The following is a 26,239-nucleotide window of genomic DNA, read 5'->3' as shown; positions in this document are numbered from 1 at the left end:
AACCGCGACGCGACTCCTCCGCCCGGCACCATGCGGGCTTTGGCGTCGCCACACAATTGCCGGAGCCTCACCGCACCGTCATGCGACCGATGCATTCAATAGCAGCCAGCCAGCCTCGCCCGGGTCCGCAGCAGCGCCAGCACGGTCTGGCAGGTCGGCGCCGGGATGCCGGCGATCCCGGCCAGCTCGACCACGCTGCCGAGCAGCGCATCGACCTCCATCGGCCGGCCGCGCTCCAGGTCCTGCAGCATCGAGGTCTTGTGGGCGCCGACCTCGGCCCCGCCGGCGATGCGCTTGTCGACATCGATGGCGAAGCGGACGCCGAGCGATTCGGCCACCGCCTGCGCCTCCACCATCATCTGCCGGCAGACCGCGCGGAGTTCGGCATCGCCGGTGATGACGTCGAGCGTCGCGGTGGTCAGCGCGCTCAAGGGATTGAAGGCCAGGTTGCCCCAGAGCTTGACCCAGATCTCGTCGCGGATCTTGGGCCGCACCGGCGCCTTGAAGCCGGCCGCGGACAGTGCGGCGGACAGTGCCATGGCGCGGTCGCTGCGGCTGCCGTCCGGCTCGCCCAAGGTGAAACGGTCACCGTAGGTGTGCTCGATGACGCCGGGCTCGGGTACCTCGGCGGCCGGGTAGATGATGCAGCCGAGCACGCGCTCGGGCGGCAGCAGCCGGCCGACCTCGCCGGTCGGGTCGACGCTCTCGACCCGGCGGCCTTCATGCGGCCCGGCCAGCTTGTGGAAGTACCACCAGGGCACGCCGTTGACCGCCGAGACGATCGTCGTCCCCTCCCCGATCAGCGGTTGCATCTGCGCCGCGGCCCCGGCCAGCGCCGGCGCCTTCAGGGTGATGACGACATAGTCCTGGCGGCCGGCCTCGGCGGCGGAGGCGACGCAGCGCGGGTGCACCACCGTCTCCTGGCCGTCCGAGATCAGCTTCAGGCCGTTGGCCTGCATGGCCGCGAGATGCGGGCCGCGGGCGATGACGGTGACCTCGGCCTCGCCCTTGGCGGCCAGCTTCGCCGCCATCAACCCACCGATCGCGCCGGCGCCGAAGATGCAGATTTTCATCGCCGCGCCCTCAGGCCGTGATGCCGAGCTTCTCGGCCAGGCCGATGCGCATCAGCTTGCCGGTCGCGCCCTTCGGGATCTCCGCCAGGAACACCACCTTCCGCGGTACCTTGAAGTCGGCCAAGTGCTTGGCGGCGAAGTCGCGCAACTCGCGGTCGGTCACCGCCATGCCCTCGCGCAGCACCACGGCGGCGCCGACCTCCTCGCCCAGCATCGGGTGCGGGATGCCGAAGGTCAGCGCCTGGGCCACCGCCGGGTGCTCCGACAGCACGCCGTCCACCTCGAGCGGGGAGACCTGCTCGCCGCCGCGCTTGATGAGTTCCTTCAGCCGGCCGGTCAGCATCAGGTAGCCGTCGCGGTCGAACATCCCCTGGTCGCCGGTGCGGAACCAGCCATTGGTGAAGGCCTTGGCGTTCGCTTCCGGGTTGGCCTCGTAGCCCTTGGTGACGTTGGGGCCGCGGATCACCACCTCGCCGATCTCGCCCTGCGGCAGCATCGTGCCGTCGTCGTCCATGATGGCGACCTCGGGCCCGGCGGGGAGGCCGACGATGCCGGGCTTCTGCGCGCCGGGCGGCAGCGGGTTGCTGCACATCTGATGGCTGGCCTCGGTCATGCCGTAGCTCTCGATGACCGGGGCGGAGAAGACCGCGGCCAGGTCCTTCATCGCCTGCGCCGGCAGGGATGCGGAGGACGAGCGGATGAAGCGGAGCGGGGCGCGGGCGATGATCTCGGCGTTGCGCTCGGCCCGCGCCAGGATGGTCTGGTGCATGGTCGGCACCGCCGTGTACCAGGACGGCCGCTCGGCATCGAGCAGGGCGAAGAAGCGCAGCGCGTTGAAGCCCGGCGTGCAGATCACCGCGCCGCCGCCGGCCAGCGATGCCAGAGTCGCGGCGATCAACCCGTGGATATGGAACAGCGGCATCACGTTGAGGCAAGCATCCTCGGCGCCCAGCCGCAGCGTGCGGGCGATGTTGCCGGCGGAGGCCGTGACGTTGGTATGGGTCAGCGGCACGATCTTCGGCCGCGCTGTGGTGCCGGAGGTGTGCAGCACCAGGGCCACGTCGTCCGGCCCGGCCAGGCCCGGCCGCGCCGCGGCACCCGGGGTGCCGCCTTCCAGGGTGAACTCGCCGGCCGCTTCGCCCGCCACCAACTCGATCACCGGCACGCCGAGCCGCTGCGCCACGGCGCGGGCCGGGGTTTCCCAGCCCTGCTGCACCACCAGCGCCCTGGCCTTCAGGTCTTCCAGGTAGAAGGCGAATTCCTCGTCCTTGTAGGCGGGGTTCAGCGGCGCGGTGGTGGCGCCGCAGGCGATGGCGACGAAGCTCGCGGCCATCTCCGGCCCGTTCGGCAGCACGATCGCCACCCGGTCGCCGCGGCCGATGCCGATGCGGTTCAGCCCGGCCACCGTGCGCTCCGCCAGCGCCCGCAACCCGGCATAGCCGAGCGAGGGGCGCTCCGGTGCGCGGATGGCGGGGCGGTCGGCCGCGCCGGCGTCGAGCAGGTCGGTGATGGTACTGGCAGCGGTCATGGCGTGTCTTTCCCCTGGCGGGCCTTGTCGGCGCTCCTGTGCATCAGGTGATCGGGAACGGCAAGGCAGGGCGTGGTGGGCGCCGATCCGGAGCCGCGGCGGATGGTCCGAGGCCGTATCAGCGTCACGTCGCGGCGGTCTTCATTTCATTGTCCGCTTTACACGCTTTTCGTTGCTTTACCCAAATTTCGGGCCGAACTGGGGGCAACGCCGGGGCGCACTGCGTGTTCGGCGATGAGATTTTACGACTTTGACGCCGCCGGGGATGAGAAAGAATGCAGTTGGGTACAACGCGCCGCACGGTTCTGCTGGGCACCGCGCTCGCCGCAATGGCCCCCGCCGCCCACGCCCAGCGCGGCTGGGAGCCGGCGCGTCCGGTCCAGTTCATCGTCCCCGCCGGCACCGGCGGCGGCGCCGACCAGATGGCGCGCGTCATCCAGGGCATCGTCTCGAAGCACGGGCTCATGAAGCAGCCCATCGTCGTGGTGAACAAGGCCGGCGGCGCCGGGGCGGAAGGCTTCCTCGAAGCCAAGGGCGCCCGCGGCAACCCGCACATGCTGGTCATCACCCTGTCCAACCTGTTCACCACGCCGCTGGCCACCGGCGTGCCCTTCAACTGGAAGGACCTCACCCCCGTCACCATGATGGCGCTGGATGAGTTCGTGCTCTGGGTGAAGGCCGACTCGCCCTGGAAGACGGTTGCCGAATTCCTCGCCGCGGCGAAGGACCAGCGGCTCAAGCTCGGCGGCACCGGGTCGAAGCAGGAAGACCAGATCATCGCCGCCGCGATCACCAAGTCCAGCGGCGCGCCCTTCGCCTACATCCCCTTCCGCGGCGGCGGGGAGGTCGCGGTGCAGCTGGTCGGCGGCCATATCGACGCCACGGTGAACAACCCGATCGAGGCGGTGACCCACTGGCGGTCCGGCGCGCTGCGCCCACTCTGCGTCTTCGACGACAAGCGCCTGCCCTACACCGAGAAGATGACCGAGACCCAGGCCTGGTCCGACATCCCGACCGCGCGCGAGCAGGGGCTCGACGTCGAGTACCTGATGCTGCGCGGCATCTTCATGCCGGCCGGCGTCAAGCCCGAGCAGGTCGCCTTCTACGAAGGCCTGATGGCCAAGGTGCGCGAGACGCCGGAGTGGAAGGAGCTGATGCAGCAGGGCGCCTTCAACACCACGGCGCTGACCGGCGAGCCCTTCCGCGCCTGGCTGGGCAAGGAGGACGACCGCCACAGGACGCTGATGCAGGAAGCCGGCTTCCTCGCGCAGCCTTCGTAGCCGACGACGACAAGGAACCAGTCCGATGAGCAGCACCACCCTCGACATGGCCCCGGTCGTCCGCAGCAGCGCGCCGGGCGTCACCCGCAACGCAATGGAAGTGGCCACCTCCCTCGCCCTCGCCATGGTCGGCGCCGCGGCGATCTGGGACAGCGCCCGCATCGGCGCCGGCTGGGGCGCCGACGGCCCGCAATCCGGCTATTTCCCCTTCTGGATCGGCATCGTCCTGGCCGCGTCCAGCTTCGCCAACCTGCTGCCGATCCTGCGCGGCCGCAGCGATTCGGCGGGCGAGATGTTCGTCACCTGGCCGCAGCTCCGCCTGGTGATGTCGGTGCTGATCCCCACCGTCTTCTACGTCGCCGCCATCCCCGTCACCGGCCTCTACGTCGCCTCCGCCGTGCTGGTCGCCTATTTCATGATGAAGCTGGGCGACTTCACCTGGCGCAGCGCCCTGCCCGCCGGCCTGGCCACCGCCGTCGTCGCCTTCGTCACCTTCGAGATCTGGTTCCTGGTCGGCCTGCCCAAGGGCCCGCTCGAGGACCTGCTCGGCTTCTGAGCCGCCGCTCTCCCCTCCCCGACTCCACGACCGTTCCTTGCGGCGAGGCCCTCCGGCCTCGCCGGCGGCGACTCTGACGGATATTGCGTCCCATGGAAGAACTCGGCCTGCTGATGCAGGGCTTCTCGGTGGCCCTGCAGCCCGAGAACATGTTGCTCATGCTGGTCGGCGTCGTGCTCGGCGTGCTGATCGGCGTCCTGCCCGGCCTCGGCGGCGCCAACGGCATCGCCATCCTGCTGCCGCTGACCTTCGCCATGCCGCCGGTCTCGGCGGTGATCATGCTGTCCTGCATCTACTGGGGCGCGTTGTTCGGCGGTGCCATCACCTCCATCCTGTTCAACATCCCCGGCGAGCCCTGGTCGGTCGCCACCACCTTCGACGGCTATCCCATGGCCCAGCAGGGCCGCGCCGGGGAGGCACTGACGGCCGCCTTCACCTCCTCCTTCGTCGGCGCCTTCGTCGCCGTGGTGATGATCACCTTCGTCGCCCCGATCATCGCGGGGTTCGCGCTGCGCTTCGGACCACCCGAATTCTTCGCGGTGATGTTCCTCTCCTTCGCCAGCTTCGTCGGCATGGCCAAGGGCTCGCCGCTGAAGTCGCTGGCCGCCATGATGCTGGGCTTCCTGCTGGCCGCGGTCGGCATGGACACCGTCACCGGCCAGCTGCGCATGACCTTCGGGTCGGAGGAGATGATCCGCGGCTTCGACTTCCTGGTCGCCGTCATCGGCCTGTTCGGCATCAGCGAGATCCTCTGCTCCATCGAGGACGGGCTGAGCTTCAAGGGACAGAAGGCCAGGATCGACCTGAAGGTCGTGCTGAAGACCTGGAAGGAGATGCCGAAGCACGCGCTGCTCGCGGCGCGCTCCTCGCTGATCGGCGTCTGGATGGGCATCACCCCGGCCGGCGCGACGCCGGCCTCCTTCATGTCCTATGGCGTCGCCCGCAAGATGTCGAAGGACCCGGCGGGTTTCGGCCACGGCAAGATCGAGGGCGTCATCGCGCCCGAGACCGCGGCGCATGCCGCCGGCACCTCGGCCCTGCTGCCGATGCTCACCCTTGGCGTGCCGGGCTCGCCCACCGCGGCGGTGCTGCTGGGCGGGCTGATCATGTGGGGGCTGCAGCCGGGCCCGATGCTCTTCGTCGAGCAGAAGGAGTTCGTCTGGGGGCTGATCGCCTCCATGTATCTCGGCAATATCGCCGGGCTGCTGGTGGTGCTGGTGGCGGTGCCCTGGTTCGCCGCCATCCTGCGAGTCCCCTTCCCGATCATCGCCGCGCTGATCCTCACCGTCTGCGCCATCGGCGCGTACACGGTCAGCAATGCCGAGTTCGACATCGTGCTCATGCTGATCTTCGGCATCATCGGGTACGTGATGAAGAAGCTGGACTACCCGCTGGCGCCGCTGGTCCTGGCCCTGGTGCTGGGGGACCGGACCGAGGAAGCCTTCCGCCAGTCGCTGCTGGTCAGCGAGGGCAATATGGGCGTCTTCTTCCACAATTGGCTCAGCGGCGGAATCATGGCCGCCGGCATCGCCCTGCTGGCCTGGCCGCTGCTGGGCTGGCTGCGCGGGGTGGTGATGGGCGGCATCGGGAAAGCCCGGGCGGCCTGACCCAGCAGCAGGGGGACGCTGTCTCCCTGCACCCCCCGCCAAAGGCCGAAAGGCCCTTGGAACCCGGGGGGGTGGCTAGCCTGCCAGGGTTGCCTTGTAGCGGGCGGCCAGCTCGACATAGTGCGGGGCGGTGCGGCCGAAGCGAACTCGCTCCTCCTCGCCGAGGACGCGGACGAACTTGGCCGGGTTGCCGACCCAGAACTCGAATCGCCCCATGCGCTTGCGCGGCGGCAGCACGCTGCCGGCGGCCAGCAGCGCGCCTTCCTCCAGCACCGCGCCGTCCAGCACTGTGGCGCCCATGCCGACGAAGGCGAAGTCCTCCAGCGTGCAGGCATGGATGATGGCGGCGTGGCCGACCGTGACATGGTCGCCGATGATCGTCGCCTCGGCGGCCCGGTTCACATGGATGATGGTGCCGTCCTGGATATTGGTCCCGGCGCCAATGCGGATGAAGTTGGTGTCGCCGCGCAGCACGCAATGGTACCAGACATTGCTGCCAGCCCCGATCGTGACGTCGCCGATCACGGCCGCCGTCGGCGCGACCCAGGCGGTGGCGTGCACCGCCGGGGCCTTGCCCTCGAAGGGATAGAAGGGCGGCGAGACGTCGCTCATTCCGCGGCGGCCGGCAGCCGGGTCTCGACCGCGATGCCCAGCATCAGGCCGAGATTCTGCACCGCCGCGCCGGAGGCCCCCTTGCCCAGGTTGTCGTAGCGCGCGGTCAGCACCGCCTGGCCGCGCACCGCATTGCCATGCACCCGCAGCTCCAGCAGGTTGGTGTTGTTCAGCGCCTCGGGCTCCAGCTTGGCCTCGGCCCCGACGACGCGGACATAGTCGCTGCCGGCATAGCGCGCCGCCAGCACCGCCTCGAGATCCGCCGGCGTCGGGTTGCCTTTCAGCAGGTCCAGGTGCAGCGGGATGCTGTCGATCATGCCCTGGCGGAAATCGCCGACGCTGGGCACGAAGATCGGCCGCCGCGCCAGCCCGCTGTACAGATGCAGCTCGGCGACATGCTTGTGCTCCAGCCCCAGCCCGTACAGCTCGAAGTCGGGCGCGGTGCGCGCCTCATAGGCCGCGATCATCGCGTTGCCGCCGCCGGAATAGCCGGATACCGCATTCACGGTGATGGGGTAGTCGGCCGGCAGCAGCCCGGCCTCGATCAGCGGCCGCAGCAGCAGGATGCCGCCTGTCGGGTAGCAGCCCGGATTGGACACCCGCATCGAGCCGGCGATCCTCGCCGGCTGCTCCGGCGACAGCTCCGGCAGGCCATAGGCCCAGTCCGGGTTCACCCGGAAGGCGGTGCTGGCGTCCAGCACCTTGGGCGCCGCGGCGCCGAGCGAGGCAGCCAGCGCCGCGCTCTCCTTCGCCGCCTCGTCCGGCAGGCAGAGCACGACCAGGTCGACCGCTTCCATCATGGCGCGGCGCGCCCCGGGGTCCTTGCGGCGCTCGGGTGCGATGGATCGGACGGTGACATGCGGCAGCAGGTCCAGCCGCTCGCGGATCTGCAGGCCGGTGGTCCCGGCCTCGCCATCGATGAATACCGTCGGGATGCTGCCCTTGGCCATGTCGCGCACTCCTCACGCCCCCGCATAGGCCGCAAAACCGGCCGGCGATGCAAGGGCTGCCGGCCCCGAGCGGCTGCACCCCAGCCATGCAACGGCGCCGTCGGACCGCGGCGACGGAAGCCACGCGAGGCTTGAACCGGCAGGCTTTTGTTGTGCTGAATGGCGGAACGACAAAAGGGGGAATGGCCAAGGATGCCCGTCTATCTGAATGCAGGCGAAGTCGGCACCGCCCGCGACCTGCTCGGCTTCCCGCAGGCGCCGCGCAGCCTCGGCGTGGTGGCGATGACGGCCGGGGCCTTGTTCGGCGTCAATCTCGATGCTGAGGCACCGGACACCGCGGTCGCAACCCTGCGGGACTTCATGGCGACGCGTCAGGCCGGCCCGATCCTGGCGCTCTACGGCTCCTGCAACCATGCCGGCCGCTACGCCGATGCCGCCAACCGGCTGGCCGCGTGGCAGGCGGAGATGCAGGGTGTCGCCGGCCTGCTCGGCGCCTGGCACGGGCCGGCGCGCGGCTGCAACACCGGCTTCATCGAACCGCGCGAGGGCACCACCATCGAGTATTCGCCGGACTACGGTGCCGGCGCCTGCGACATCCACTACCGGCGCGCCTCGGCGGGCCAGGGGCAGTTGCACGCGATCGACAGCGAGACGCGGCTGCTGGCCTTCGAGGTCTGAAGGCCAGGGCGGAAGCATCCTCCCTCGACCCATCGCTGTTTCCGTGGGCTTGGCACCTGCCGCGCGGCAGGTGCCAAGCCGAGAAGAAGGTAGGGTGGGGTCTGGAGGGCGAATGCTTCCCCCTCGACCTTCCTGGCGCAGACATGAAAAAGGCCCCGGCATCGCTGCCGGGGCCTTTCTCGGGGTGCAGGCTCAGCGCTTGCTGAACTGGAAGGACCGGCGGGCCTTGGCCTTGCCGTACTTCTTGCGCTCGACCACGCGCGGGTCGCGGGTCAGGAAGCCGGCCTTCTTCAGGATCGGCCGCAGCTCCGGCTCGTAGTTGGTCAGCGCACGGCTGATGCCGTGGCGCACCGCGCCGGCCTGGCCGGACAGCCCGCCGCCGACCACGGTTGCGACGATGTCGAACTGCTCGTAGCGGTCGGCCACCAGGAAGGGCTGCGACAGCAGCATCCGCAGCACCGGCCGGGCGAAGTAGGTCAGCACCGGCTTGCCGTTGATCTCCATGTTGCCCTTGCCGGGCTTCACCCAGACGCGGGCGACCGCGTTCTTGCGGCGGCCGGTGGCATAGGCGCGGCCCCACTGGTCGCGCTTGGGCGTACGGGCGACCGCTGCCGCCTCGCCGGCGGCGGGCGTGCCCTGCACCAGCGTCTTCAGGTCGGCGAGCGTGCCGGTGATCTGCTCGCTCATGCTCAAGCCACCTTGTTCTTGCGGTTCATGCCGGCGATGTCGAGCTCGACCGGCTGCTGGCCGGCATGGGGATGCTCGGCCCCGGCATAGACATGCAGGTTCTTCATCTGGGCGCGGCCGAGCGGGCCGCGGGTGATCATCCGCTCGACCGCCTTCTCGACGACGCGCTCGGGGTGCTTGCCCTCGAGCCGCTCGCGCACGGTGCGCTCCTTGATGCCGCCGGCGTAGCCGGTGTGCCAGTAGAAGACGGACTGTTCCGCCTTGTTGCCGGTCACCTTCACCTTCTGCGCGTTGACCACGATGACATGGTCGCCGCAGTCGACATGCGGGGTGAACTGGGGCTTGTGCTTGCCGCGGAGGCGCATGGCGATGATCGTGGCGAGGCGGCCGAGCACGAGGCCCTCCGCATCCACCACGAACCAACCCTTCTGCACGTCCGCCGGCTTCAGCGAGCGGGTCTGCGTCTCTAGCAGCGACATCGTCTCGATCGGTCCGGAAGGTGGTGAGGCGCGGCTTATGGCCCCCGACCGGCCGCAGGTCAAGGGAAAAGGCCGGATTCGGCGATGCGGTATCCCGGTACCGCAGCCGGCGGAATAGTCGGCGCCGGGAGGCTGGCCCGCCGCGCCGGCCGCACTATCATGCCGCCGACGCGTGCCGAGCGGCGCCGAGGGAGACAACGAGTGACCGACGATCCGAAGGGCAACGATCCGAAAGGCCTGGCCCGCAACGTCGCCAACTACGGCGACCGCGAATTCTCCCTCTATCTCCGGCGCACCTTCGCCGCCTCGATGGGCTATTCGCGCAAGGCGCTGGAGAAGCCGGTGGTCGGCATCGCCGACACGGCCTCCGACTACAACAACTGCCACCGCTCAGTGCCCGAGCTGGTCGAGGCGGTGAAGCGCGGCGTGCTCGGCGCCGGCGCCCTGCCCTTGGGCTTCCCCACCGTCAGCCTCTGCGAGCCGTCCCTCACCCCGACCTCCATGCACTACCGCAACCTGATGGCGCTCGACACCGAGGCGATGCTGACCGCCCAGCCGATGGATGCCGCGGTGCTGATCGGCGGCTGCGACAAGACGGTGCCGGCCCAGCTGATGGCCGCTGCCAGCGCCGACGTGCCCTGCGTCATGCTCGTCACCGGCCCGATGCTCGCCCAGCGCTTCGAGGGCGAGCGGCTGGCCGCCTGCACCGATTGCCGGCGCTACTGGGCGCAGTACCGCGCCGGCACCGTCTCGGCCGAGCGCATCGGCCAGATCGAGGGCAAGCTGGCGACGACCTCGGGCACCTGCGGCGTCATGGGCACCGCCTCGACCATGGCGTGTCTCGCCGCCGCGCTCGGCTTCATGCCGCTGATGGCGGCCTCGGCGCCGGCGGTGCATTCCGACCGGCTGCGGATGGCGGAGGAGGCCGGGGAGCTGGCCGTCCGCCTGATCACCCACCCCGTCCGGCCGTCGCAGCTCATCACCGAAAAGTCGGTCGAGAACGCGCTGCGCGTGCTGCTGGCGCTGGGCGGCTCGACCAACGCGCTGATCCACCTGACCGCCATCGCCGGCCGGGTCGGGGTCAGGATCGACCTCAAGCGGCTCGACGCCCTGAGCGAGGAGACCCCGGTGCTGGTCGACCTCAAGCCGACCGGCGAGGGCTACATGGAGGATTTCCACGCCGCCGGCGGCATGGTGGCGCTGCTGCGCGAGCTCCGCGACCTGCTGCACCTCGACACCATCGACCTCTACGGCAGGACGCTGGCCGAGCAGATCGATGCCGGCACGCCCTGGGTCGACCGCACCTATATCCGCGCCCGTGCCACGCCGGTCTCGCCGGTCGGCGGCATCGTCTCGCTGTTCGGCAGCCTGGCGCCCGACGGCGCCATCCTCAAGCGCAGCGCCGCCACCCCGGCCCTGTTCGAGACCGAGGCGCGCTGCGTGGTCTTCGACGGGCTGGCCGACCTGGCCGAGCGGATCGACCGCGACGACCTCGACGTCACCGCCAGCGACATCCTGGTGCTGAAGAACGCCGGGCCGCTGACGCCGGCCGGGATGCCGGAAGCGGGCTACCTGCCGATCCCGAAGAAGCTGGCGCGGCAGGGCGTCAAGGACATGGTGCGGATGAGCGACTGCCGCATGTCCGGCACCGCCTTCGGCACCATCGTCCTGCACATCGCCCCCGAGGCCGCCGCCGGCGGGCCGCTCGGGCTGATCGAATCGGGCGACCGGGTGCGGCTCTCGGTCAGGGAGCGCCGGCTCGACCTGCTGGTGGAGGAGGCCGAGCTGGCCCGCCGCCGCGCCGCCTGGGCACCGCCGGCCCGGCCTCGGCGCGGCTGGGACCAGCTGGTGCACGACCAGGTGCTGCAGGCGCCGGAAGGGGCCGACTTCGCCTTCCTGCGGCCCGAGGGCGCCTGACGACCTCGGCGGGGGCGGCGGGGGTCCGCCCCCGGCCCCTGCCCGGCCCTTGCAAGTCGCACGCTCACGCCCGATAGGCTGTGCCAAGCAGCCGGACAGAAAATCATGCCCGTTCTCAATCGCATCGCCGAGTTCCACCCTGAGCTGACCGCCTGGCGGCAGGACCTGCACGCGCATCCGGAAACCGCCTTCGAGGAGGTGCGCACCGCCGGCATCGTCGCCGCCAAGCTGCGCGAATTCGGCTGCGACGAGGTGATCACCGGCATCGCCAAGACCGGCGTGGTGGGCGTGATTCATGGCAGTGGGGGGGGCCAGGGCGGCAGCGGCCGCGCCATCGGCCTGCGCGCCGACATGGACGCGCTGCCGATCCTGGAAGCCACCGGCCTGCCGCATGCCTCGACCGTTCCCGGCAAGATGCATGCCTGCGGCCATGACGGCCACACCACCATGCTGCTCGGCGCCGCCCGCTACCTGGCGGAGACGCGGAATTTCTCCGGCACCGTCTATGTCATCTTCCAGCCGGCCGAGGAGGCCGGCGGCGGCGGCAACGTCATGGTGCAGGAAGGCCTGTTCGACCGCTTCCCGATGGAGCGGGTCTTCGGCATGCACAACTGGCCCGGCGCGCCGGAAGGCGTCTTCATGTGGCGCGACGGCCCGGTGATGGCGGCAACCGCCAATCTCCGGGCGACGATCACCGGGAAGGGCGCGCATGGCGCCATGCCGAACCAGGGCAACGACCCGATCGTCATCGCCGCCGCCATCGTCTCCGCGCTGCAGAGCGTGGTCGCGCGCAACGTCGACCCGGTGGAATCGGGCGTCGTCACCATCGGCCATATCCAGGGCGGCGACACCTGGAACGTCATCCCGCAGGAGGTCACGCTGCGCGGCACCGCGCGCTGGTTCAAGCCGGAGGTCGGCGACCTGCTGGAGGCGAAGTTCACCAGCCTCGTCACCGGCATCGCCACCGCCTTCGGCGCGACCGCCGAGGCGGTCTTCGACCGCGGCTACCCGGCGACGGTGAACGAGGTCGAGAGCACCCGGCTGGCGCTCCGCGCGGCGCAGGCGGTGGCCGGCGAGGCGCGGGTGCAGGAGATGCCGCGGCCGACCATGGGCGGCGAGGATTTCTCCTTCATGCTGAACGCCAAGGCGGGCAACTACATCATGCTCGGCGCCGGGCGCGGCCCGGCCGACCCGCAGGTGCACCACCCGATGTACGACTTCAACGACGCGGTGCTGCCGATCGGCGCGAGCTACTGGGCGACGCTGGCGGAGCAGCTGCTGCCGCGCGGCTGAGGCAGCGGGGCGGCCTGGCGCCGCCCCTCCCCGCCGGGCGGGACTGTGTCCTGCGGCATTGCGCGGAACGGCCGGACAGGCCGCAGGACGAAGGCCCCCACCGTGCGGTGATAGACGAGGCCCGTGCGCCACCGCCCGGGGATATCGTCCATGCTTTCGCTCGATCCGATCCTCAACCTGTTCATCGGCCTCGCCTTGACCTTCGGCAGCTTCAGCCTGCTGACCGGGGCGATGGTCGAAGCCTTTGCCTCCGCGCTCGGCTGGCGGGCGGCGACGCTCGAAGCCGGGCTCCGGCAGATGCTGAACGACCCGAAGCTGCAGGGCCTGGCGAAGGACGTGCTGGCGCATGCGGCGGTGAATCCGCTCTCGCCGGGTGCCCCGGGTGGCACGCTCGACGCCAAGCGGCCCACCTATATCGAGCCGGCGCAATTCGCCGCCGCGCTGACCGACGTGCTGAGCCTGCCGGGCCAGGTGGACCAGACGACGGCATCGCTGCAGGCCGCCCTGGCCAGGGTCGAGAACCCGCAGCTCCGGCAGTTCCTGGACGGCCTCCTGGCCCGGGCCAAGGGGGATGTGGACCAGTTCCGCTCGGGCCTCGCCGCCTGGTTCGACAGCGCCATGGACCGCCTCAGCGGCGGCTACAAGCGCAAGGTGCAGGCCTGGAATTTCTGCCTGGCGCTGGCGCTGGCCGGGGCGATGAACGTCGATGCGCTGACCATCGCGCGCCAGCTCTGGGTGCAGCCCGGGCTCTCCGGCTCGATCGCCGAACAGGCGCGCAGGACCATCGAAGCGGCATCCAGCACCCCGGCGGCGAAGCCGATGCCTGGCACCCTGGCGGCGGCGCCCGGCACCGGGGAGTCCGATGCCACGGCGGACCCCGAGGCGACCAGCCAGGCGCGGGCCGCCGCCCAGCAGGAACTCTACGACAGCCTCTACGGCGTCTGGTCGAAGAGCCTGCCCTTCGGCTGGGCCAATTTCCGCGTGCCGGACGCGTCCGAGCGGGTGCAGGTGGTCCTGCTGCTGATCTGCGGCTGGGTCATCGCCGCCTCCTCCACCGTGTTCGGCGCGCCCTTCTGGTTCGACACGCTGCAGAAGCTGGCCCGCATCCGCAGCAGCGGCCTGAGCCCGCGCGAGGCCGCCGCGGCGCGCGGCGCCGGCCAGCCGGTGGTCAAGGCCGGGCTGGCGGTCGGCGCGGCGACGACGCCGGCCTCCCCTGGCTGACTCACCGCGCGATCCGCCGCACCAGCACCGCCAGCGCCACCGCCAGCCCCGCCAGCAGCGCCGGCACCCAGGTGATCGGCGCCAGCCCCAGCAGCGCCGGCAGCAGCCCCGCGCCGAGCGTCGCCGCCGCCACCTGGAACCCCACCGCATGGGTCGCCGCCGCCGCGCCCAGCCGGGCCGGCGTCAGCGCCATCAGGGTGGGGTAAAGCGGCGCCAGCGCCACCGCCAGCAACCCGGCCGCGGCTAGGTCCCATCCCGCCGGCGCCAGGGCGAAGCCGGCCGAAGCCAGCGCCGCCACCAGCACCGCCCAGCGCAGCATGCGGTCCGGCCCCATCCGGTCCACCACGAAGCCAAGCCCGATGCGGCCCAGCGCCAGCGCCGCCCAGAAGACCGCCGTCGCCGCGCCGGCGGCCGCCGGGCCGGCGCCGCGGGCATCGACCAGGATGGTGGCCAGCCATTGGCCGGTGCCGGCCTCCACCCCGCAATAGAGGAAGAAGGCAGCGATCTGCCGTCGTGCCATGGGATTGCGCAGCACCGCCAGCGCCGGCAGCCGCGGCCCCGCCGCCTCCGGCCCACCCCAGCGCGCCCGGGTCAGCAGGAAGGCCAGGGCCAGCGCCGCCAGCATGAGGCCGATGGTGAGGTAGACCGCCCGCCAGGAGGCCCCGGATGCCAGCAGGCCGGTGGCGATGGCCGGACTCAGGGTGGCGCCGATGCCCCAGCAGGCGTGCATCCAGTTCAGGTGGCGCGGCTGGAAGCGCGCCGCGGCGAAGACGTTCATCGCCGCATCCACCGCCCCGGCGCCGAGCCCCGACAGCAGCGCCAGCGCCACCAGCATCCACCAGGGCGGCGCCAGGGCCGCGCCGAGGGCGGCGAGCGCCGTCAGCCCGACGCTGGCCGCCAGCACGCCGCCGGTGCCGAAGGCGGCGATGGCGCGGCCGGACAGGATGCTGGCCGCCATGGTCCCGGCCGAGACCGCCAGGAGCAGGGCGCCGAGCGCCGCCACCGGCCGGCCGTAATCGGGCCGCAACACCGGCCAGAGCGTCCCCGGCAGGGGATCCGGCAGGCCGAGGCCGATGAAGGCGATATAGGCGAAGACGAGCAGCGGCACCCGGCGGCGCCGGACTAGGAGCCGACCTTCAGCGTCGAGGTCAGCCCGCGCAGGCAGGCGAGGATCGACAGCGGCGTGATCTTGCCGGTGCGCGGGTTCTCCTCCGACGGCACGTTCTCGATCGTCATGGTCAGCCGCACCGTCTCGGCCTCCAGCCGGATGGTGTGGGTGTTGCGGGTCACCGTCGGGTCGCCCCAGATCTCCACCATCGTCCGCTCCGGCCCGATGCCGGCCAGCGCCAGGGCGGCGGCGACGTTCACGTTGGCGGGAAAGCCCTTGGCGGCGTCGAAGGCATTGCCCTTGAACACGATCCTCGGCGTGGTGATGGCGAGGACGTCGATCCCGTGCTCGACCAGATAGGGCGCGCCTTCGAGGCCGCGCGGCGGCTTGCGGGTCTCGATGGTCACGCTCTCGACCCTGCCCTCGGCCGCGGCCCGCACCGCATCCAGCCCGAGCAGCGCGCCGGTCGGCACCACGATGCGCGCCCCGGTCTCCCGCGCCCGCGACACCAGCTGCATCCGCGGCAGCAGCGCGCCGACGGAGGAGGGCACGAAGATGCGGCCGCGGGCGATCGCCGCCTCGGCGATCTGCTCGAAGACCGCGGCGGGGGCGGCCTCGACCACGATATCGGCCAGTTCGGCAAGCTCCGCCAGCCCGGCCAGCTTCGGCGGCGCCCGGAAACCGGCCACGGTGCGCCGCGCCTTGTCCTGGTCGCGCGCCGCGACCGCGACCAGGCGCAGCCCCTCGACGCCCGCATCCAGGGCACGGGCGAGATGCGCGCCGATCGCACCCAGCCCGCCGATCGCCACCGTCAATTCGCCCGCCATGGGAAGTCCTTCGCGCCGTGTGCCAGGCGCCGCGGTTAGCAGAAGCCGGGCGGCGGGACGAGAGGTTGAACGGAACCTTGGGGGACGTGCCGCGCTAGGCGGAACGACCAGCCAAGACGCAGGTCCGGAACAGACCGAGGAGTACGCCTTCCATGCATGTCACCCCCCTGCTGCGCGGCCTTGCCGCTGCCGCGATGCTGACCACGCTCGCCGCCTGCGACAACACCCGCGACGGCAGCCGCGGCAACCCACCGAGCACCGCCATGCAGCGCGCCTACGACAAGGCGACCGACGCGCCGCGCACCAGCGCCGACGGCACCGGCAACAACCCGGCCGGGACCGCGGCGGAGCGGGCGCTGGACAGGGCGGTCGGCACCAACACTTCGGGCGCCTATCCGGCGCAGTCGGACGGCACGCGGGGAAATCCGCCGGGCACGGCGGCCGAACGCGCCTATGACCGGGCCACCGGGTCGAACACCTCGGGCGCCAACCCGCGCAACCGGTAGAAAAACGAACGGTCGGGGGAAGGCATTTCCCCCGACCCCCCTTCGCCGTTGCCGGGTCCACCAACAAAGATCGATGCGGGGTCCGGGGAGAACAGCGTCTCCCCGGCCTCGCTTGCTCAGACGACCGGGCTGCGCCCGCCATCGACGTTGAGCGCCACGCCGGCGATATACCCGCCGCCCTCCGAACACAGGAACAGCGCGGTCGCGGCGAATTCCTCCGCCTTGCCGTAGCGCCCCATGGGCAGTGCCGCGCCCAGCTTGCCCAGCCATTCCTCGTAGCTCTCGTTGGTCTTGCTCGCCGCGTGGCGGCGGCGATGCTGGTCGCTGTCGATCAGCCCGACCAGCATCGCATTGACCAGGATGTTATGTTTCGCCCCCTCGTTCGCCTGCACCTTGGTCAGTGCCATGCCGGCGGCGCGGGTGACGGCGGTCGGGGCGCCCTCGGCCGGCGGCGCCTTCGCGCCGGTGTTCAGCACATTGATGATCCGGCCCCATTTGCGCGCCTGCATCCCCGGCCAGACCAGCCGGCCGAGCCGGATCGCGGCGAACAGCTTCAGGTCGAGGTCATTCTGCCAGAGCGCATCCGAGACCTCGAGGAAGGGGGCGCGCTGGCTGGTGCCGGCATTGTTGATCAGGATGTCGACCTGGCCGAAGGCCGCCTCGGCGGCGGCGTAGGCGGCCTCGCAGCCTGCGGCGGTGCTGATATCGGCCGGGACGGCGAGGACCTGGGCGCCAGGCGCCGCCGCCCCGATCTCAGCTTCGGCGGCGGCAAGCTGCTCGGCGCTGCGGGCGACGATGGCGACCTTGCCGCCGGCGACGGCGAAGGCCTTGGCGATGGCCAGGCCCAGGCCCTTGGAGCCGCCGGTGATCAGCGCGGCCCGCCCGTTCAGTGAAAGCTGCATGGATATGTCTCCCCCTTGGATACCGCGCATCCTGCCGTCAGGCGGCGGATGGCGAAAGGAGGGGGGGATGGGGCGACCTACGGGGCTCGAACCCGCGACATTCGGCACCACAAGCCGACGCTCTGCCAGCTGAGCTAAGGCCGCCACACGACACCCGCCGCGGTTGGCGCCGCGACGGGGGTGGGAATACGGCTAGCCGGCGGCTGCCGTCAACTGCCGACCGCGGGATTCCACCCAGCCCCGCAGCCGGTCCAGCGCCGCATCGATCACCGCCTCCCCCTTGCAGAAGGCGAAGCGGGCGTAGTGGCTGGGCGCATCGGCCGAGGCATAGAAGGCGGTCACCGGGATGGCGGTCACCTTCGCCTCCTCGGTGATGGTCCGGCAGAAGGCCACGTCGTCGCCGTTGAAGCCGAGCGGGCGGAAATCGGTGGTGATGAAGTAGGATCCCTGCGCCGGCAGCACGTCGAAGCCGATCTCGGCCAGGCCCCTCGCCAGCCGGTCGCGCTTGGCCTCCAGGTGCGCCGACAGGCCGGCGAAGTAGGCGTCGTCCTTCCGCAGCCCGACCGCCACGCCGCGCTGCAGGTTGGGCGGGGTGGTGAAGGTGAGGTTCTGGTGCGCCTTGGCGACGTTCGGCGCCAGCGACCGGTCGCAGGTGATGTAGCCGACCTTCCAGCCGGTCAGGCTGAAGGTCTTGCCGGCGCTGCCGATCCGCATGCAGCGCTCGCGCATGCCCGGCAGCGTCATCAGCGGGATGTGCTTCGCGCCGTCGAAGGTCAGGTGCTCGTAGACCTCGTCGCAGATGGCGTAGCAGTCGTGCCGCTGCAGGAGTTCGGCGACGAAGGCCAGCTCGGCCGCCGTGAAGACCTTGCCGGTCGGGTTCATCGGGGAGTTGAACAGGATGGCCTTGGTCTTCGGCCCGAAGGCCGCGGCGAGCTCGGCCCGCGGCAATGCCCAGTCCGGCGGGTTCAGCCGGACCAGCTTCGGGACGGCGCCCAGGAGCTTCACCACCGGCAGGTACGTGTCGTACAGCGGCTCGATCAGCACGCACTCGTCGCCCGGGTTCAGCACCGCCATCAGGCAGGCGGTGATCGCCTCCGTGGCGCCCGAGGTGACGATGACCTCGGCATTCGGATCGGCCTCGATGCCGTAGAAGCGCCGCGCATGGGCGGCGACCGCCTGGCGCAGCTCCGGCACCCCGGTCAGCGGCGGATACTGGTTGCGGCCGTCCTTCAGCGCGGCGGCGGCGGCCTCGATGACGTCGTCCGGCCCGTCGTAGTCGGGGAAGCCCTGGCCGAGGTTGATCGCGCCGTGTTCCAGCGCCAGGGCGCTCATGACGGTGAAGATGGTGGTGCCGGTGGCCGACAGCAGGCTGTTCTGGGGCTGCATTCCGCCCTTGCCCTTTTCGATGGATCGGAGAGATGGAGTCGGCGTGGTGCCTAGGCGCTTTTTTGCGACCTTGGAACGCCTGCCCCTGGCTGCGCGCCATCATGCGGGCCGGATTTCCCCGCCGCAAGCCGCGGCCGGAACGGCGTTTGCCGTTCTGATAAGCAGATTGCCGCCGTCATAGGCGCGAATCAGGCACAAACCGGTGGATTTCGCCCCGCCGGCCGATTGAACCCGTGGCACGGGGCGTGCAAAACACCCTCGGCCGGCACCGCCGGATTGGGCGGAACGGGCGGAGGAAGCGTCATGCCGGGACGACTTCGGAACCTAGGCCATCGCCGGAACGCAAAGCGGAGCCGATGAAGAAGATCGAGGCCATCATCAAGCCCTTCAAGCTCGACGAGGTGAAGGATGCCCTGCACGAGATCGGACTGCAGGGGCTTACCGTCGTCGAAGCCAAGGGCTTCGGGCGCCAGAAGGGCCATACGGAACTCTACCGTGGGGCCGAATACGTCGTGGATTTCCTGCCGAAGGTGAAGATCGAGGTCGTCTGCACCGACGACCTTGTCGACCGTGCCGTCGAGGCGATCCAGCAGGCCGCGCGCACCGGCCGCATCGGCGACGGCAAGATCTTCATCTCGGAGATCCAGGAAGTCATCCGCATCCGCACCGGCGAACGGGGCGAGGACGCGGTCTGATCGATCGGCATGCGGCCAGCCGGGGGCTGGCCGCATGCGCAAAGCGGTGCCCTGATCCGGCCGGCATGGCCGGGGCCAGGATGCCGAATACACGCCGCGGCCGGGACGAGCCCACGGTTCGCGGCGAACACCCGGGCACCAGGCGGCCATAGGGCGGCCTTGGGCGCGGGTCGCGGCGTGCGCCGCGCCGAGGGGGCGAAGGGGAGGTCCGCAAGGGCTTCCGGGACCAGTCAGGGGTACAGGTTACATGGCAGACAAGGCAGCCGCCATCTCCAAGGTCATGGAAATGATCAAGGAGCACAGCGTCGAATACGTCGATTTCCGCTTCACCGATCCGCGCGGCAAGTGGCAGCACACCGCCCAGCACATCTCCACGGTCGATGAGGACACCTTCGTCGACGGCATCATGTTCGACGGGTCGTCCATCGCCGGCTGGAAGGCGATCAACGAGTCCGACATGATCCTGATGCCGGATCCGGTGAATGCCTGCATGGACCCGTTCAGCGCCAAGCCGCAGCTGATCCTGTTCTGCGACATCATCGAGCCCTCGACCGGCCAGTTCTACGCCCGCGACCCGCGCGCGACCGCCAAGCTGGCCGAGGCCTATGTCGCCTCCTCCGGCGTCGGCGACACGATCCTGGTCGGCGCCGAGGCCGAGTTCTTCGTGTTCGACAGCGTCCGCTTCGGCACCGGCGGCAACTTCGCCAGCCATTTCCTCGAAAGCGTCGAGGGTCCCGGCTCCAACATGAAGGAGTATCCGGAAGGCAACATGGGCCACCGCCCGGGCGTCAAGGGTGGCTACTTCCCCGTGGCCCCGGTGGACGGCGACGTCGACCTGCGCGCCGAGATGCTCTCGACCATGGGCGAGATGGGCCTGCCGATCGAGAAGCACCACCACGAGGTGGCGCAGTCGCAGCACGAGCTGGGCACCAAGTTCGGCACGCTGACGACGATGGCCGACCAGATGCAGATCTACAAGTACTGCGTCCACAACGTCGCCCACAGCTACGGCAAGACCGCGACCTTCATGCCGAAGCCGATCTACGGCGACAACGGCTCGGGCATGCACACCCACCTGTCCATCTGGAAGGAAGGCAAGCCGCTGTTCGCCGGCAACGGCTATGCCGACCTGTCGGAGATGTGCCTCTACGCCATCGGCGGCATCATCAAGCACGCCAAGGCGGTGAACGCCTTCACCAACCCCTCGACCAACAGCTACAAGCGGCTGATCCCGGGCTTCGAGGCCCCGGTGCTGCTGGCCTATTCGGCCCGCAACCGGTCGGCGTCCTGCCGCATCCCCTACACCACCAGCCCGAAGGCCAAGCGGGTCGAGGTGCGGTTCCCGGATGCCTCGGCGAACCCCTATCTCGCCTATGCGGCGCTGGCGATGGCGGCGATGGACGGCATCAAGAACCGAATCCATCCGGGCGACCCGATGGACAAGGACCTCTACGACCTGCCGCCCGAGGAGCTGAAGGGCATCCCGACGGTGTGCGGCTCGCTGCGCGAGGCGCTGGGTGCGCTCGAGGCCGACCACGACTTCCTGCTGGAAGGCGGCGTGTTCAGCGTCGACCAGATCCAGTCCTACATCGAGCTGAAGTGGTCGGAGGTCTACCGCTTCGAGCACACCCCGCACCCGGTCGAGTTCGAGATGTACTACTCGGTCTGATCCACCGGATCGGCCCGGGGCCGCGATCGCCGCGGGGGCTTTGCCCGCGGCGTGAACCGCCAGCCCCGGCAAGGGAGGGCCCCGCCGGCGACGGCGGGGCCTTTCTCGTTTCAGGCCGGCTCCAGCCCGCCGGCGCGCAGCAGGTCCGGCGTCAGCGCCGCGGCCAGCCATTCCAGCAACGCCGCCGCCCGTGGATCGGCGCCGGCGAACAACGCCCCCGCGAAGACCGCGCGGGTGTTGATCGCCTCCGGCACCGGGCCGACGATCTCGACGCCCTCGACCGCCATCAGCTCGCTGACCTGCTGGATCGCCAGCACCACCTCGCCGCGCGCCGACAATTCCGCGGTGAAGCCCTGCGGGATGACGGTCGCCTTGGCATTCACCTCTGCCGCGATGCCCAGGCGTTCGATCAGCCCGGCGAAGAAGATGCCGCTGGCCCCGGCGCGGGAATAGGCCAGCGTCGGCGCCGCCAGCAGCGCGGCGCGGAAGGCCTCCGGCGTCGAGATGTCCGGATGCCGCGAACCGGCCCGCACCGCGACACCGACCGAGGAGCGGCAGAGATCGACCCGGCTCGCGCCGTCCAGCACGCCGGCGGCCGCCTGCGCCGCGATCCCCTCGGCGGTCAGGATGGCGATGTCGGCCCGCTCCCCCGCCTCGATCGCCGCCACCAGCCGGGCGGTGGGGTCGAAGCGGATCTCCGGTCGGTAGCCCGCCGCCTCCGCCGCCGGCAGCAGGTCCCGCACCACGCCGAGCACGCCAAGGGTCGAGAGGACACGGATCGGTGGGGTGTTCATGCAGAGGCGTCCTCGTCCCGGCGTGGATAGGTTTCGGGCCGCACCGCGGCCAGCCAGTGATGCTCGATCCCCGCCGGCGAGACCAGGGCGGTCTCCGCCGCATCCACGCCGAGCCGGTGCAGCAGCGCGCCGGGCAGCCGCTCCCCCGGCAGGCCCGGCTGCGTCTCCGGCTCACACAGGAAGGAGACCGGCGGCGCCCAGGCATAGCGCACCGCGCCGCGGGCGAATTGGTGGTGCAGGTGCAGGTGGCCGGAACCGACCAGGCGCAGCCCGGGATGATGGAGCAACGGGCGCAGCGCGGCCCGCGCTTCCGGCGCCACCGACCAGTAGTCGAAAGCCGGATCGTCCGGCGCGGAGGTGAAGGCCGGGGTGTGCAGGAAGACGACGAGGCGGCGATCGCCGATGCCGGCGGCGACGTCCGCGATGAAGCCGGCCTGCGCCGCCTCTTCCGCCAGGTCGGTACCCATGATCTCGGTGTTCAGCCCGACGAGCCGCCAGCCCGGCAGGTCCTGCGCCCACATGTCCGCCCCGGCCAGCCGGCGGAAGCGGGCCAGCCGCGCCGCGTCGACCGGCTGGGTCGGCATGGTGCGCGGGTCGCTGCCGACATCGTGGTTGCCCGGCAGCACCAGCAGCGGCGCCGGCAGGGCGCGCAGCAGGCCGGCGGCGAATTCCAGGTCCGCGTCCCGGTCGGCGCCATCCAGCGACAGGTCGCCGGTCACCACGATCAGGTCGGGCCGCGCCGTCGCCGCCCAGGTGCCGAGCAGTGCCAGGTTCCGCCGGAACAGCGGCGTCCGCGGCGAGAGATGCGTGTCCGAGATCTGCAGGATGGTGGTCACAGGGCGCCCTCCCCGGCTTTGCCGGGAACGCTAGCACGGGAAGAATCGTGAAGCGCGGATCGCGGGACTTCGCCCGACCCACGCCCTATGCTGGAGTCGCCGGCAAGGACACCGCATTGAGCGCGACCACCACCGACGCGGCGCCCGAACGGGTGCTGCGCGGCATCCTCCTCATCGTCGCCTCCGTGGTGTTGTTCTCGGTCTCCGATGCCATGGCGAAGCTGCTCCGGCTGCAGGGCCTGCCGGCGGTGGAGATCGCCTGGCTGCGCTACATCGTCTTCGTCGTGCTGGCGGTGGGGCTGGCGGCGCATGGCCGGGTGCTGCGGCAACGGCCGAAGCGGCTGCGCCTGCAACTGCTGCGCGGCGTCACGCTGGTGGGTTCCGCCGTGCTCTTCGTGGCCGGGCTGGGGCATCTGCAGATCGCGGAAGCCACGGCGATCACCTATATCTCGCCCGGCTTCGTCACCGCGCTGTCGATCGTCTTCCTCGGCGAGAAGGTCGGCCTGCGGCGCTGGGCGGCCGTCGCGGCCGGCTTCCTCGGCGTGCTGATCGTCATCCGCCCGGGCAGCGGCGCGATCCAGTCGGCGGCGCTGTTCCCCCTGGCCTCGGCGTTGTGCTGGGCGGCGACCATCGTCATCACCCGCCGCATGGGCGCGGGCGACCGCACCGAGACGACGGTGCTGTGGTCGGCCGGCACCGGGCTGGTCATCCTCTCGACCCTGGTCCCCTTCGGCTTCGTGGTGCCGGACCTGGCGCAGCTCGGGCTCGGCCTGGCGCACGGCATCTGCTCCTCGCTCGGGCAATACGTCGTCATCCTGGCCTACCGGCAGGCGGCGGCCTCGGTGCTGGCGCCGTTCTCCTACGTGCAGCTGCTGTTCTCGACCACGCTCGGCTGGCTGATCTTCGCCGCGGTGCCGGATGGCGGGACGCTGCTGGGTGCGGCGGTGATCATCGGCAGCGGGCTCTACACCGTGCACCGCGAACGGGTGCGGGCGCGCGAGCGGCTGGCGACGCGCGCCTGAGGCTTGCCGCTCCCGCCGGATGGCCGCACCATCACGGCGGTGCAGCGCGGGAGCGAGGCGATGGCGCAGGGCGGAGTGGCCGGACGGTTCGCGGGACGCGTCGGCTTCGTCACCGGCGCCGCCTCGGGCCTTGGCCGCGCCACGGCGGCGGGGCTGGCACGCGACGGCGCGGCGCTGCTGCTGTTCGACCGCGACGCGGCGGGACTGGCCGGGACCGCCGCGCTCTGCCCCGGTGCCGCGACCTTCGCCGGCGACGTCACCTCGGCCACCGATCTCGAAGCCGCCGCGCAGGCCGCGGCGGCGCTCGGCCACGTTTCCCTGCTCGTCGCCGCCGCCGGCATGCTCGGCCCGGCCAAGCCGGTCGAGGCGGTGACGGAAGCCGAGTGGGACCGGCTCTTCGCCGTCAACGTCAAGGGATCCTGGCTGACGGTGCGGGCGCTGCTGCCGTCCATGCGCGCGGCGGGCGGCGGGGCGATGGTGCTCTTCGCCTCGACCGCCGGGATCGCCGGCTCGGCCACCCTGCCCGCCTATTCCGCCAGCAAGGGCGCGGTGGTGATGCTGACGAAAAGCCTGGCGCTGACCCATGCGGCCGAGGGCATCCGGGTCAATTGCGTCTGCCCCGGCTCGATCGAGACGCCGATGCTGGAGGCGACCTTCGCCTCGGCCGGCGACGCCAGCGCCCGCGCGGCGCGCGAGGCCGCCTTCCGCGCCCGCCATCCGATGGGCCGCTTCGGCACCGCGGAGGAAGTGGCGGAGACGGTGCTGTTCCTGCTGTCCGACGGCGCCGGCTTCATCACCGGCACTGCCATTCCGGTCGATGGAGGGCGCCTTGCCTGACCCCACCCGCTTCGCCGGCCGCGTCGCCATCGTCACCGGCGCGGCGCGCGGCATCGGCGCTGCGACCGCCGCGCGACTCGCCGCCGATGGCGCGCGCGTGCTGCTGGCGGACCGGCTGCCGGAGGTCGCGGCGACGGCGGCGGCGCTCGGCGGCGTGCCGCTGGAGATCGACCTGGTGGCGCGCGGCGCCGGCGAGCGTCTCGTCCAGGCCGCGGTGGATGCCTTCGGCCGCATCGACATCCTGGTGAACAATGCCGGCATCGGCGGCTCGAAGCCGCTGGCGGAGTCCGACGACGACCTGATCGACCGCTTCATCGACACCAACCTGAAATCCGTGCTGCGCGTCACCCGCGCCATGCTGCCGCACCTGCCGCGGCCGGGCGGGCGCATCGTCTCGGTGTCCTCCACCTTCGGCATCGCCGGCGTGCCCGGCACCACCGCCTATGCCGTCGCCAAGGCCGGCGTGGCGCAGCTGACGCGCCAGCTCGCGGCCGAGCTCGGCCCGGCCGGCATCATGGTCAATGCCGTCGCGCCCGGGGTGATCGAGACGGCGATGACAGAGGGCCATCTGGCGCGCGACTACTACCGCCGCGCGGTGCTGGCGCCGACGCCGCTGCGCCGCGCCGCCAGGCCCGAGGAGGTGGCGGCGGTGATCGCCTTCCTCGCCTCGGCAGATGCCTCCTACGTCACCGGCCAGGTGATCGCGGTGGATGGCGGCTGGCTGGCGGGGCGGCATGTGCCGCCGGATGATGAAGGAATGACGTCTTTTCCGAGGGGGTAAGGCAAGGCCAGGGAGGCGGTATCCTCCCTGGACCCCTCCTCTATTTCCGTGGGCTTGGCATCGGCCGCGCGGTCGGTGCCGACTCACAAACAACAAAGGTGGGATTGGGGAGGACATGCTTTCCTCCCCAACCTTGCCGTCCCTGAACGGAGCGAGCCATGCCTGCCTTCGACATGCGCGTGAACTGGCCGAACGGCGCCCGGGTCGCCGTGATGCTGACCTTCGACTTCGACGCCGAGACGCTGTGGATGGCGCGCGACCCGGAGAACCACCGCCGCCCCGGCATCCTCAGCCAGGGGAAGTACGGCGCCAAGGTCGGCGTGCCGAAGATCCTCGAGACGCTGGAGGATGCCGGCGTCCCCGCCACCTTCTTCATCCCCGGCTGGACGGTCGAGAACCACACCGGCCGCTGCGAGATGATCCTCGAGGCCGGGCACGAGATCGGCCACCACAGCTACAGCCATGAATGGATCGCGCTCGACGACACCGCCAAGGAGGTCGAGGAGATGGAGCGCGGGCTGCATGCGCTGAAGTCGAAGCTCGGCGTGGTGCCGAAGGGCTACCGCTCGCCCGCCGGCGAGACTAGCGAGAACCTCATCCGCCTGCTCGACAAGCACGGCTTCGTCTACAACTCCTCGCTGCTCGACGACATCAACCCCTATCGCCACAGCATGCCGGACGGCCGCCCCGGGCCGATCGAGCTGCCCTGGCACTGGAGCCTGGACGACGCGCCCTATGCGCTGTTCTCGATCAAGGGGCCGCGGCCGATCTTCCCGAACAGCCATTTGAAGGAGATCTTCCAGGCCGAATTCCAGGAGATCCACCGCTGGGGCGGCACCTACAACCTGGTCATGCACCCGCAGGTCAGCGGCCGGCCCAGCCGCATCGCGCTGCTGCGCGAGATGATCGCCTGGATGCGCGAATTCCCCGGCGTCTGGTTCGCCAACTGCTCGCAGGTCGCCGAGGCCTGGGCCACCCATCACGAAGGCCGCTGA

The 26,239-nt window shown here is 70.9% G+C and carries 26 protein-coding genes and 1 tRNA gene; 14 read left to right on the top strand and 13 right to left on the bottom strand.

The features are described from left to right. Positions 1-95: 95 nt before the first annotated feature. Together ACFQS7_RS21860 and ACFQS7_RS21855 are read right to left on the bottom strand one after the other, a co-directional pair. Positions 96-1,073, bottom strand: coding sequence for a 2-dehydropantoate 2-reductase (locus ACFQS7_RS21860; RefSeq protein WP_380069258.1), 978 nt, complete (start codon positions 1,071-1,073; stop codon positions 96-98). Between the two features lie 10 nt (positions 1,074-1,083). Continuing rightward, positions 1,084-2,601 carry an acyl--CoA ligase gene (locus ACFQS7_RS21855; RefSeq protein ID WP_380069257.1) on the bottom strand — a complete coding sequence of 506 codons (1,518 nt, stop codon included), beginning with the start codon at positions 2,599-2,601 and terminating at the stop codon, positions 1,084-1,086. Between the two features lie 275 nt (positions 2,602-2,876). Here ACFQS7_RS21855 and ACFQS7_RS21850 point away from each other — a divergent pair, with 275 nt between their 5' ends. The 3 genes from ACFQS7_RS21850 (at position 2,877) to ACFQS7_RS21840 (ending at position 6,044) form a co-directional block, all read left to right on the top strand. Next, positions 2,877-3,881, top strand: coding sequence for a Bug family tripartite tricarboxylate transporter substrate binding protein (locus tag ACFQS7_RS21850; protein WP_380069256.1), 1,005 nt, complete (start codon positions 2,877-2,879; stop codon positions 3,879-3,881). Between the two features lie 25 nt (positions 3,882-3,906). Further along, positions 3,907-4,437: a tripartite tricarboxylate transporter TctB family protein gene (locus tag ACFQS7_RS21845; protein ID WP_380069255.1), complete on the top strand. Its 531-nt coding sequence runs from the start codon at positions 3,907-3,909 to the stop codon at positions 4,435-4,437. 92 nt (positions 4,438-4,529) lie between these two features. Further along, positions 4,530-6,044 (top strand): tripartite tricarboxylate transporter permease, encoded by a 1,515-nt coding sequence (locus ACFQS7_RS21840; protein WP_380069254.1) that lies wholly within the window; start codon positions 4,530-4,532, stop codon positions 6,042-6,044. Positions 6,045-6,119: 75 nt separating this feature from the next. Here the strand turns inward: ACFQS7_RS21840 and ACFQS7_RS21835 are convergent, their stop codons facing one another. Together ACFQS7_RS21835 and argC are read right to left on the bottom strand one after the other, a co-directional pair. After that, complete coding sequence (locus ACFQS7_RS21835; protein WP_380069253.1) at positions 6,120-6,656, bottom strand: gamma carbonic anhydrase family protein; 537 nt, start codon at positions 6,654-6,656, stop codon at positions 6,120-6,122. Next, positions 6,653-7,606, bottom strand: a complete 954-nt coding sequence (gene argC / locus ACFQS7_RS21830; RefSeq protein WP_380069252.1) for an N-acetyl-gamma-glutamyl-phosphate reductase — start codon at positions 7,604-7,606, stop codon at positions 6,653-6,655. Before argC ends, ACFQS7_RS21835 begins: the two co-directional genes overlap by 4 nt. A gap of 192 nt (positions 7,607-7,798) precedes the next feature. Between argC and ACFQS7_RS21825 the strand changes: the two genes are divergently transcribed. Continuing rightward, entirely contained in the window at positions 7,799-8,284 is a 486-nt protein-coding gene (locus tag ACFQS7_RS21825; protein WP_380069251.1) for a hypothetical protein, read from the top strand. Positions 8,285-8,476: 192 nt separating this feature from the next. Here ACFQS7_RS21825 and rpsI read toward each other — a convergent pair whose 3' ends face one another. Next, complete coding sequence (gene rpsI, locus ACFQS7_RS21820) at positions 8,477-8,971, bottom strand: 30S ribosomal protein S9 (protein WP_380069250.1); 495 nt, start codon at positions 8,969-8,971, stop codon at positions 8,477-8,479. Positions 8,972-8,973: 2 nt separating this feature from the next. Next, complete coding sequence (rplM, locus tag ACFQS7_RS21815) at positions 8,974-9,450, bottom strand: 50S ribosomal protein L13 (RefSeq protein WP_380069249.1); 477 nt, start codon at positions 9,448-9,450, stop codon at positions 8,974-8,976. Positions 9,451-9,651: 201 nt separating this feature from the next. Here rplM and ACFQS7_RS21810 point away from each other — a divergent pair, with 201 nt between their 5' ends. From ACFQS7_RS21810 to ACFQS7_RS21800, 3 genes are all read left to right on the top strand, one after another. After that, positions 9,652-11,367 (top strand): dihydroxy-acid dehydratase, encoded by a 1,716-nt coding sequence (locus tag ACFQS7_RS21810; protein WP_380069248.1) that lies wholly within the window; start codon positions 9,652-9,654, stop codon positions 11,365-11,367. Between the two features lie 105 nt (positions 11,368-11,472). Further along, a complete protein-coding gene (locus ACFQS7_RS21805) occupies positions 11,473-12,660 on the top strand; it encodes a M20 aminoacylase family protein (protein ID WP_380069247.1) in 1,188 nt (395 codons plus the stop codon). Positions 12,661-12,810: 150 nt separating this feature from the next. Beyond that, positions 12,811-13,881, top strand: a complete 1,071-nt coding sequence (locus tag ACFQS7_RS21800; RefSeq protein WP_380069246.1) for a hypothetical protein — start codon at positions 12,811-12,813, stop codon at positions 13,879-13,881. Between the two features lies 1 nt (position 13,882). On the opposite strand, the gene ACFQS7_RS21795 is transcribed toward ACFQS7_RS21800, so the two are convergent. Together ACFQS7_RS21795 and ACFQS7_RS21790 are read right to left on the bottom strand one after the other, a co-directional pair. Continuing rightward, the gene (locus ACFQS7_RS21795) at positions 13,883-14,989 is read right to left on the bottom strand and encodes an MFS transporter (RefSeq protein ID WP_380069245.1); all 1,107 of its coding nucleotides are present in this window, start codon (positions 14,987-14,989) and stop codon (positions 13,883-13,885) included. 14 nt (positions 14,990-15,003) lie between these two features. Next, a complete protein-coding gene (locus tag ACFQS7_RS21790; protein ID WP_380069244.1) occupies positions 15,004-15,816 on the bottom strand; it encodes an aspartate dehydrogenase in 813 nt (270 codons plus the stop codon). Between the two features lie 152 nt (positions 15,817-15,968). On the opposite strand from ACFQS7_RS21790, the gene ACFQS7_RS21785 reads away from it, so the two are divergent. Further along, the gene (locus ACFQS7_RS21785; protein ID WP_380069243.1) at positions 15,969-16,322 is read left to right on the top strand and encodes a hypothetical protein; all 354 of its coding nucleotides are present in this window, start codon (positions 15,969-15,971) and stop codon (positions 16,320-16,322) included. A gap of 116 nt (positions 16,323-16,438) precedes the next feature. On the opposite strand, the gene ACFQS7_RS21780 is transcribed toward ACFQS7_RS21785, so the two are convergent. The 3 genes from ACFQS7_RS21780 to ACFQS7_RS21770 all read right to left on the bottom strand — a co-directional run bounded on the left by ACFQS7_RS21780 (position 16,439) and on the right by ACFQS7_RS21770 (position 18,610). After that, the gene (locus tag ACFQS7_RS21780; RefSeq protein ID WP_380069242.1) at positions 16,439-17,224 is read right to left on the bottom strand and encodes an SDR family NAD(P)-dependent oxidoreductase; all 786 of its coding nucleotides are present in this window, start codon (positions 17,222-17,224) and stop codon (positions 16,439-16,441) included. 68 nt (positions 17,225-17,292) lie between these two features. Next, positions 17,293-17,368 (bottom strand) — tRNA-His (locus tag ACFQS7_RS21775). Positions 17,369-17,416: 48 nt separating this feature from the next. Beyond that, positions 17,417-18,610 (bottom strand): aminotransferase, encoded by a 1,194-nt coding sequence (locus tag ACFQS7_RS21770; RefSeq protein ID WP_380069241.1) that lies wholly within the window; start codon positions 18,608-18,610, stop codon positions 17,417-17,419. 356 nt (positions 18,611-18,966) lie between these two features. On the opposite strand from ACFQS7_RS21770, the gene ACFQS7_RS21765 reads away from it, so the two are divergent. After that, the gene (locus tag ACFQS7_RS21765) at positions 18,967-19,305 is read left to right on the top strand and encodes a P-II family nitrogen regulator (RefSeq protein ID WP_380069240.1); all 339 of its coding nucleotides are present in this window, start codon (positions 18,967-18,969) and stop codon (positions 19,303-19,305) included. A 247-nt stretch (positions 19,306-19,552) separates the two neighbouring features. Then, entirely contained in the window at positions 19,553-20,974 is a 1,422-nt protein-coding gene (glnA, locus tag ACFQS7_RS21760) for a type I glutamate--ammonia ligase (protein ID WP_380069239.1), read from the top strand. 110 nt (positions 20,975-21,084) lie between these two features. Here the strand turns inward: glnA and ACFQS7_RS21755 are convergent, their stop codons facing one another. Continuing rightward, positions 21,085-21,768, bottom strand: a complete 684-nt coding sequence (locus ACFQS7_RS21755) for a molybdate ABC transporter substrate-binding protein (RefSeq protein WP_380069238.1) — start codon at positions 21,766-21,768, stop codon at positions 21,085-21,087. Next, positions 21,765-22,604 carry a metallophosphoesterase family protein gene (locus tag ACFQS7_RS21750; RefSeq protein ID WP_380069237.1) on the bottom strand — a complete coding sequence of 280 codons (840 nt, stop codon included), beginning with the start codon at positions 22,602-22,604 and terminating at the stop codon, positions 21,765-21,767. The genes ACFQS7_RS21755 and ACFQS7_RS21750 overlap by 4 nt, the downstream gene beginning before the upstream one ends. A gap of 116 nt (positions 22,605-22,720) precedes the next feature. On the opposite strand from ACFQS7_RS21750, the gene ACFQS7_RS21745 reads away from it, so the two are divergent. From ACFQS7_RS21745 to ACFQS7_RS21730, 4 genes are all read left to right on the top strand, one after another. Beyond that, a complete protein-coding gene (locus ACFQS7_RS21745; protein WP_380069236.1) occupies positions 22,721-23,626 on the top strand; it encodes a DMT family transporter in 906 nt (301 codons plus the stop codon). A gap of 3 nt (positions 23,627-23,629) precedes the next feature. Further along, positions 23,630-24,463, top strand: coding sequence for an SDR family NAD(P)-dependent oxidoreductase (locus ACFQS7_RS21740; RefSeq protein ID WP_380069235.1), 834 nt, complete (start codon positions 23,630-23,632; stop codon positions 24,461-24,463). After that, the gene (locus ACFQS7_RS21735) at positions 24,456-25,244 is read left to right on the top strand and encodes an SDR family NAD(P)-dependent oxidoreductase (RefSeq protein WP_380069234.1); all 789 of its coding nucleotides are present in this window, start codon (positions 24,456-24,458) and stop codon (positions 25,242-25,244) included. Before ACFQS7_RS21740 ends, ACFQS7_RS21735 begins: the two co-directional genes overlap by 8 nt. A gap of 158 nt (positions 25,245-25,402) precedes the next feature. Then, positions 25,403-26,239 (top strand): polysaccharide deacetylase, encoded by an 837-nt coding sequence (locus ACFQS7_RS21730; RefSeq protein WP_380069233.1) that lies wholly within the window; start codon positions 25,403-25,405, stop codon positions 26,237-26,239.

The sequence above is a fragment of the Dankookia sp. GCM10030260 genome (genome assembly GCF_042666655.1).
GTDB lineage: Bacteria > Pseudomonadota > Alphaproteobacteria > Acetobacterales > Acetobacteraceae > Paracraurococcus.
This window is presented reverse-complemented; position numbering and strand designations above follow the sequence as displayed.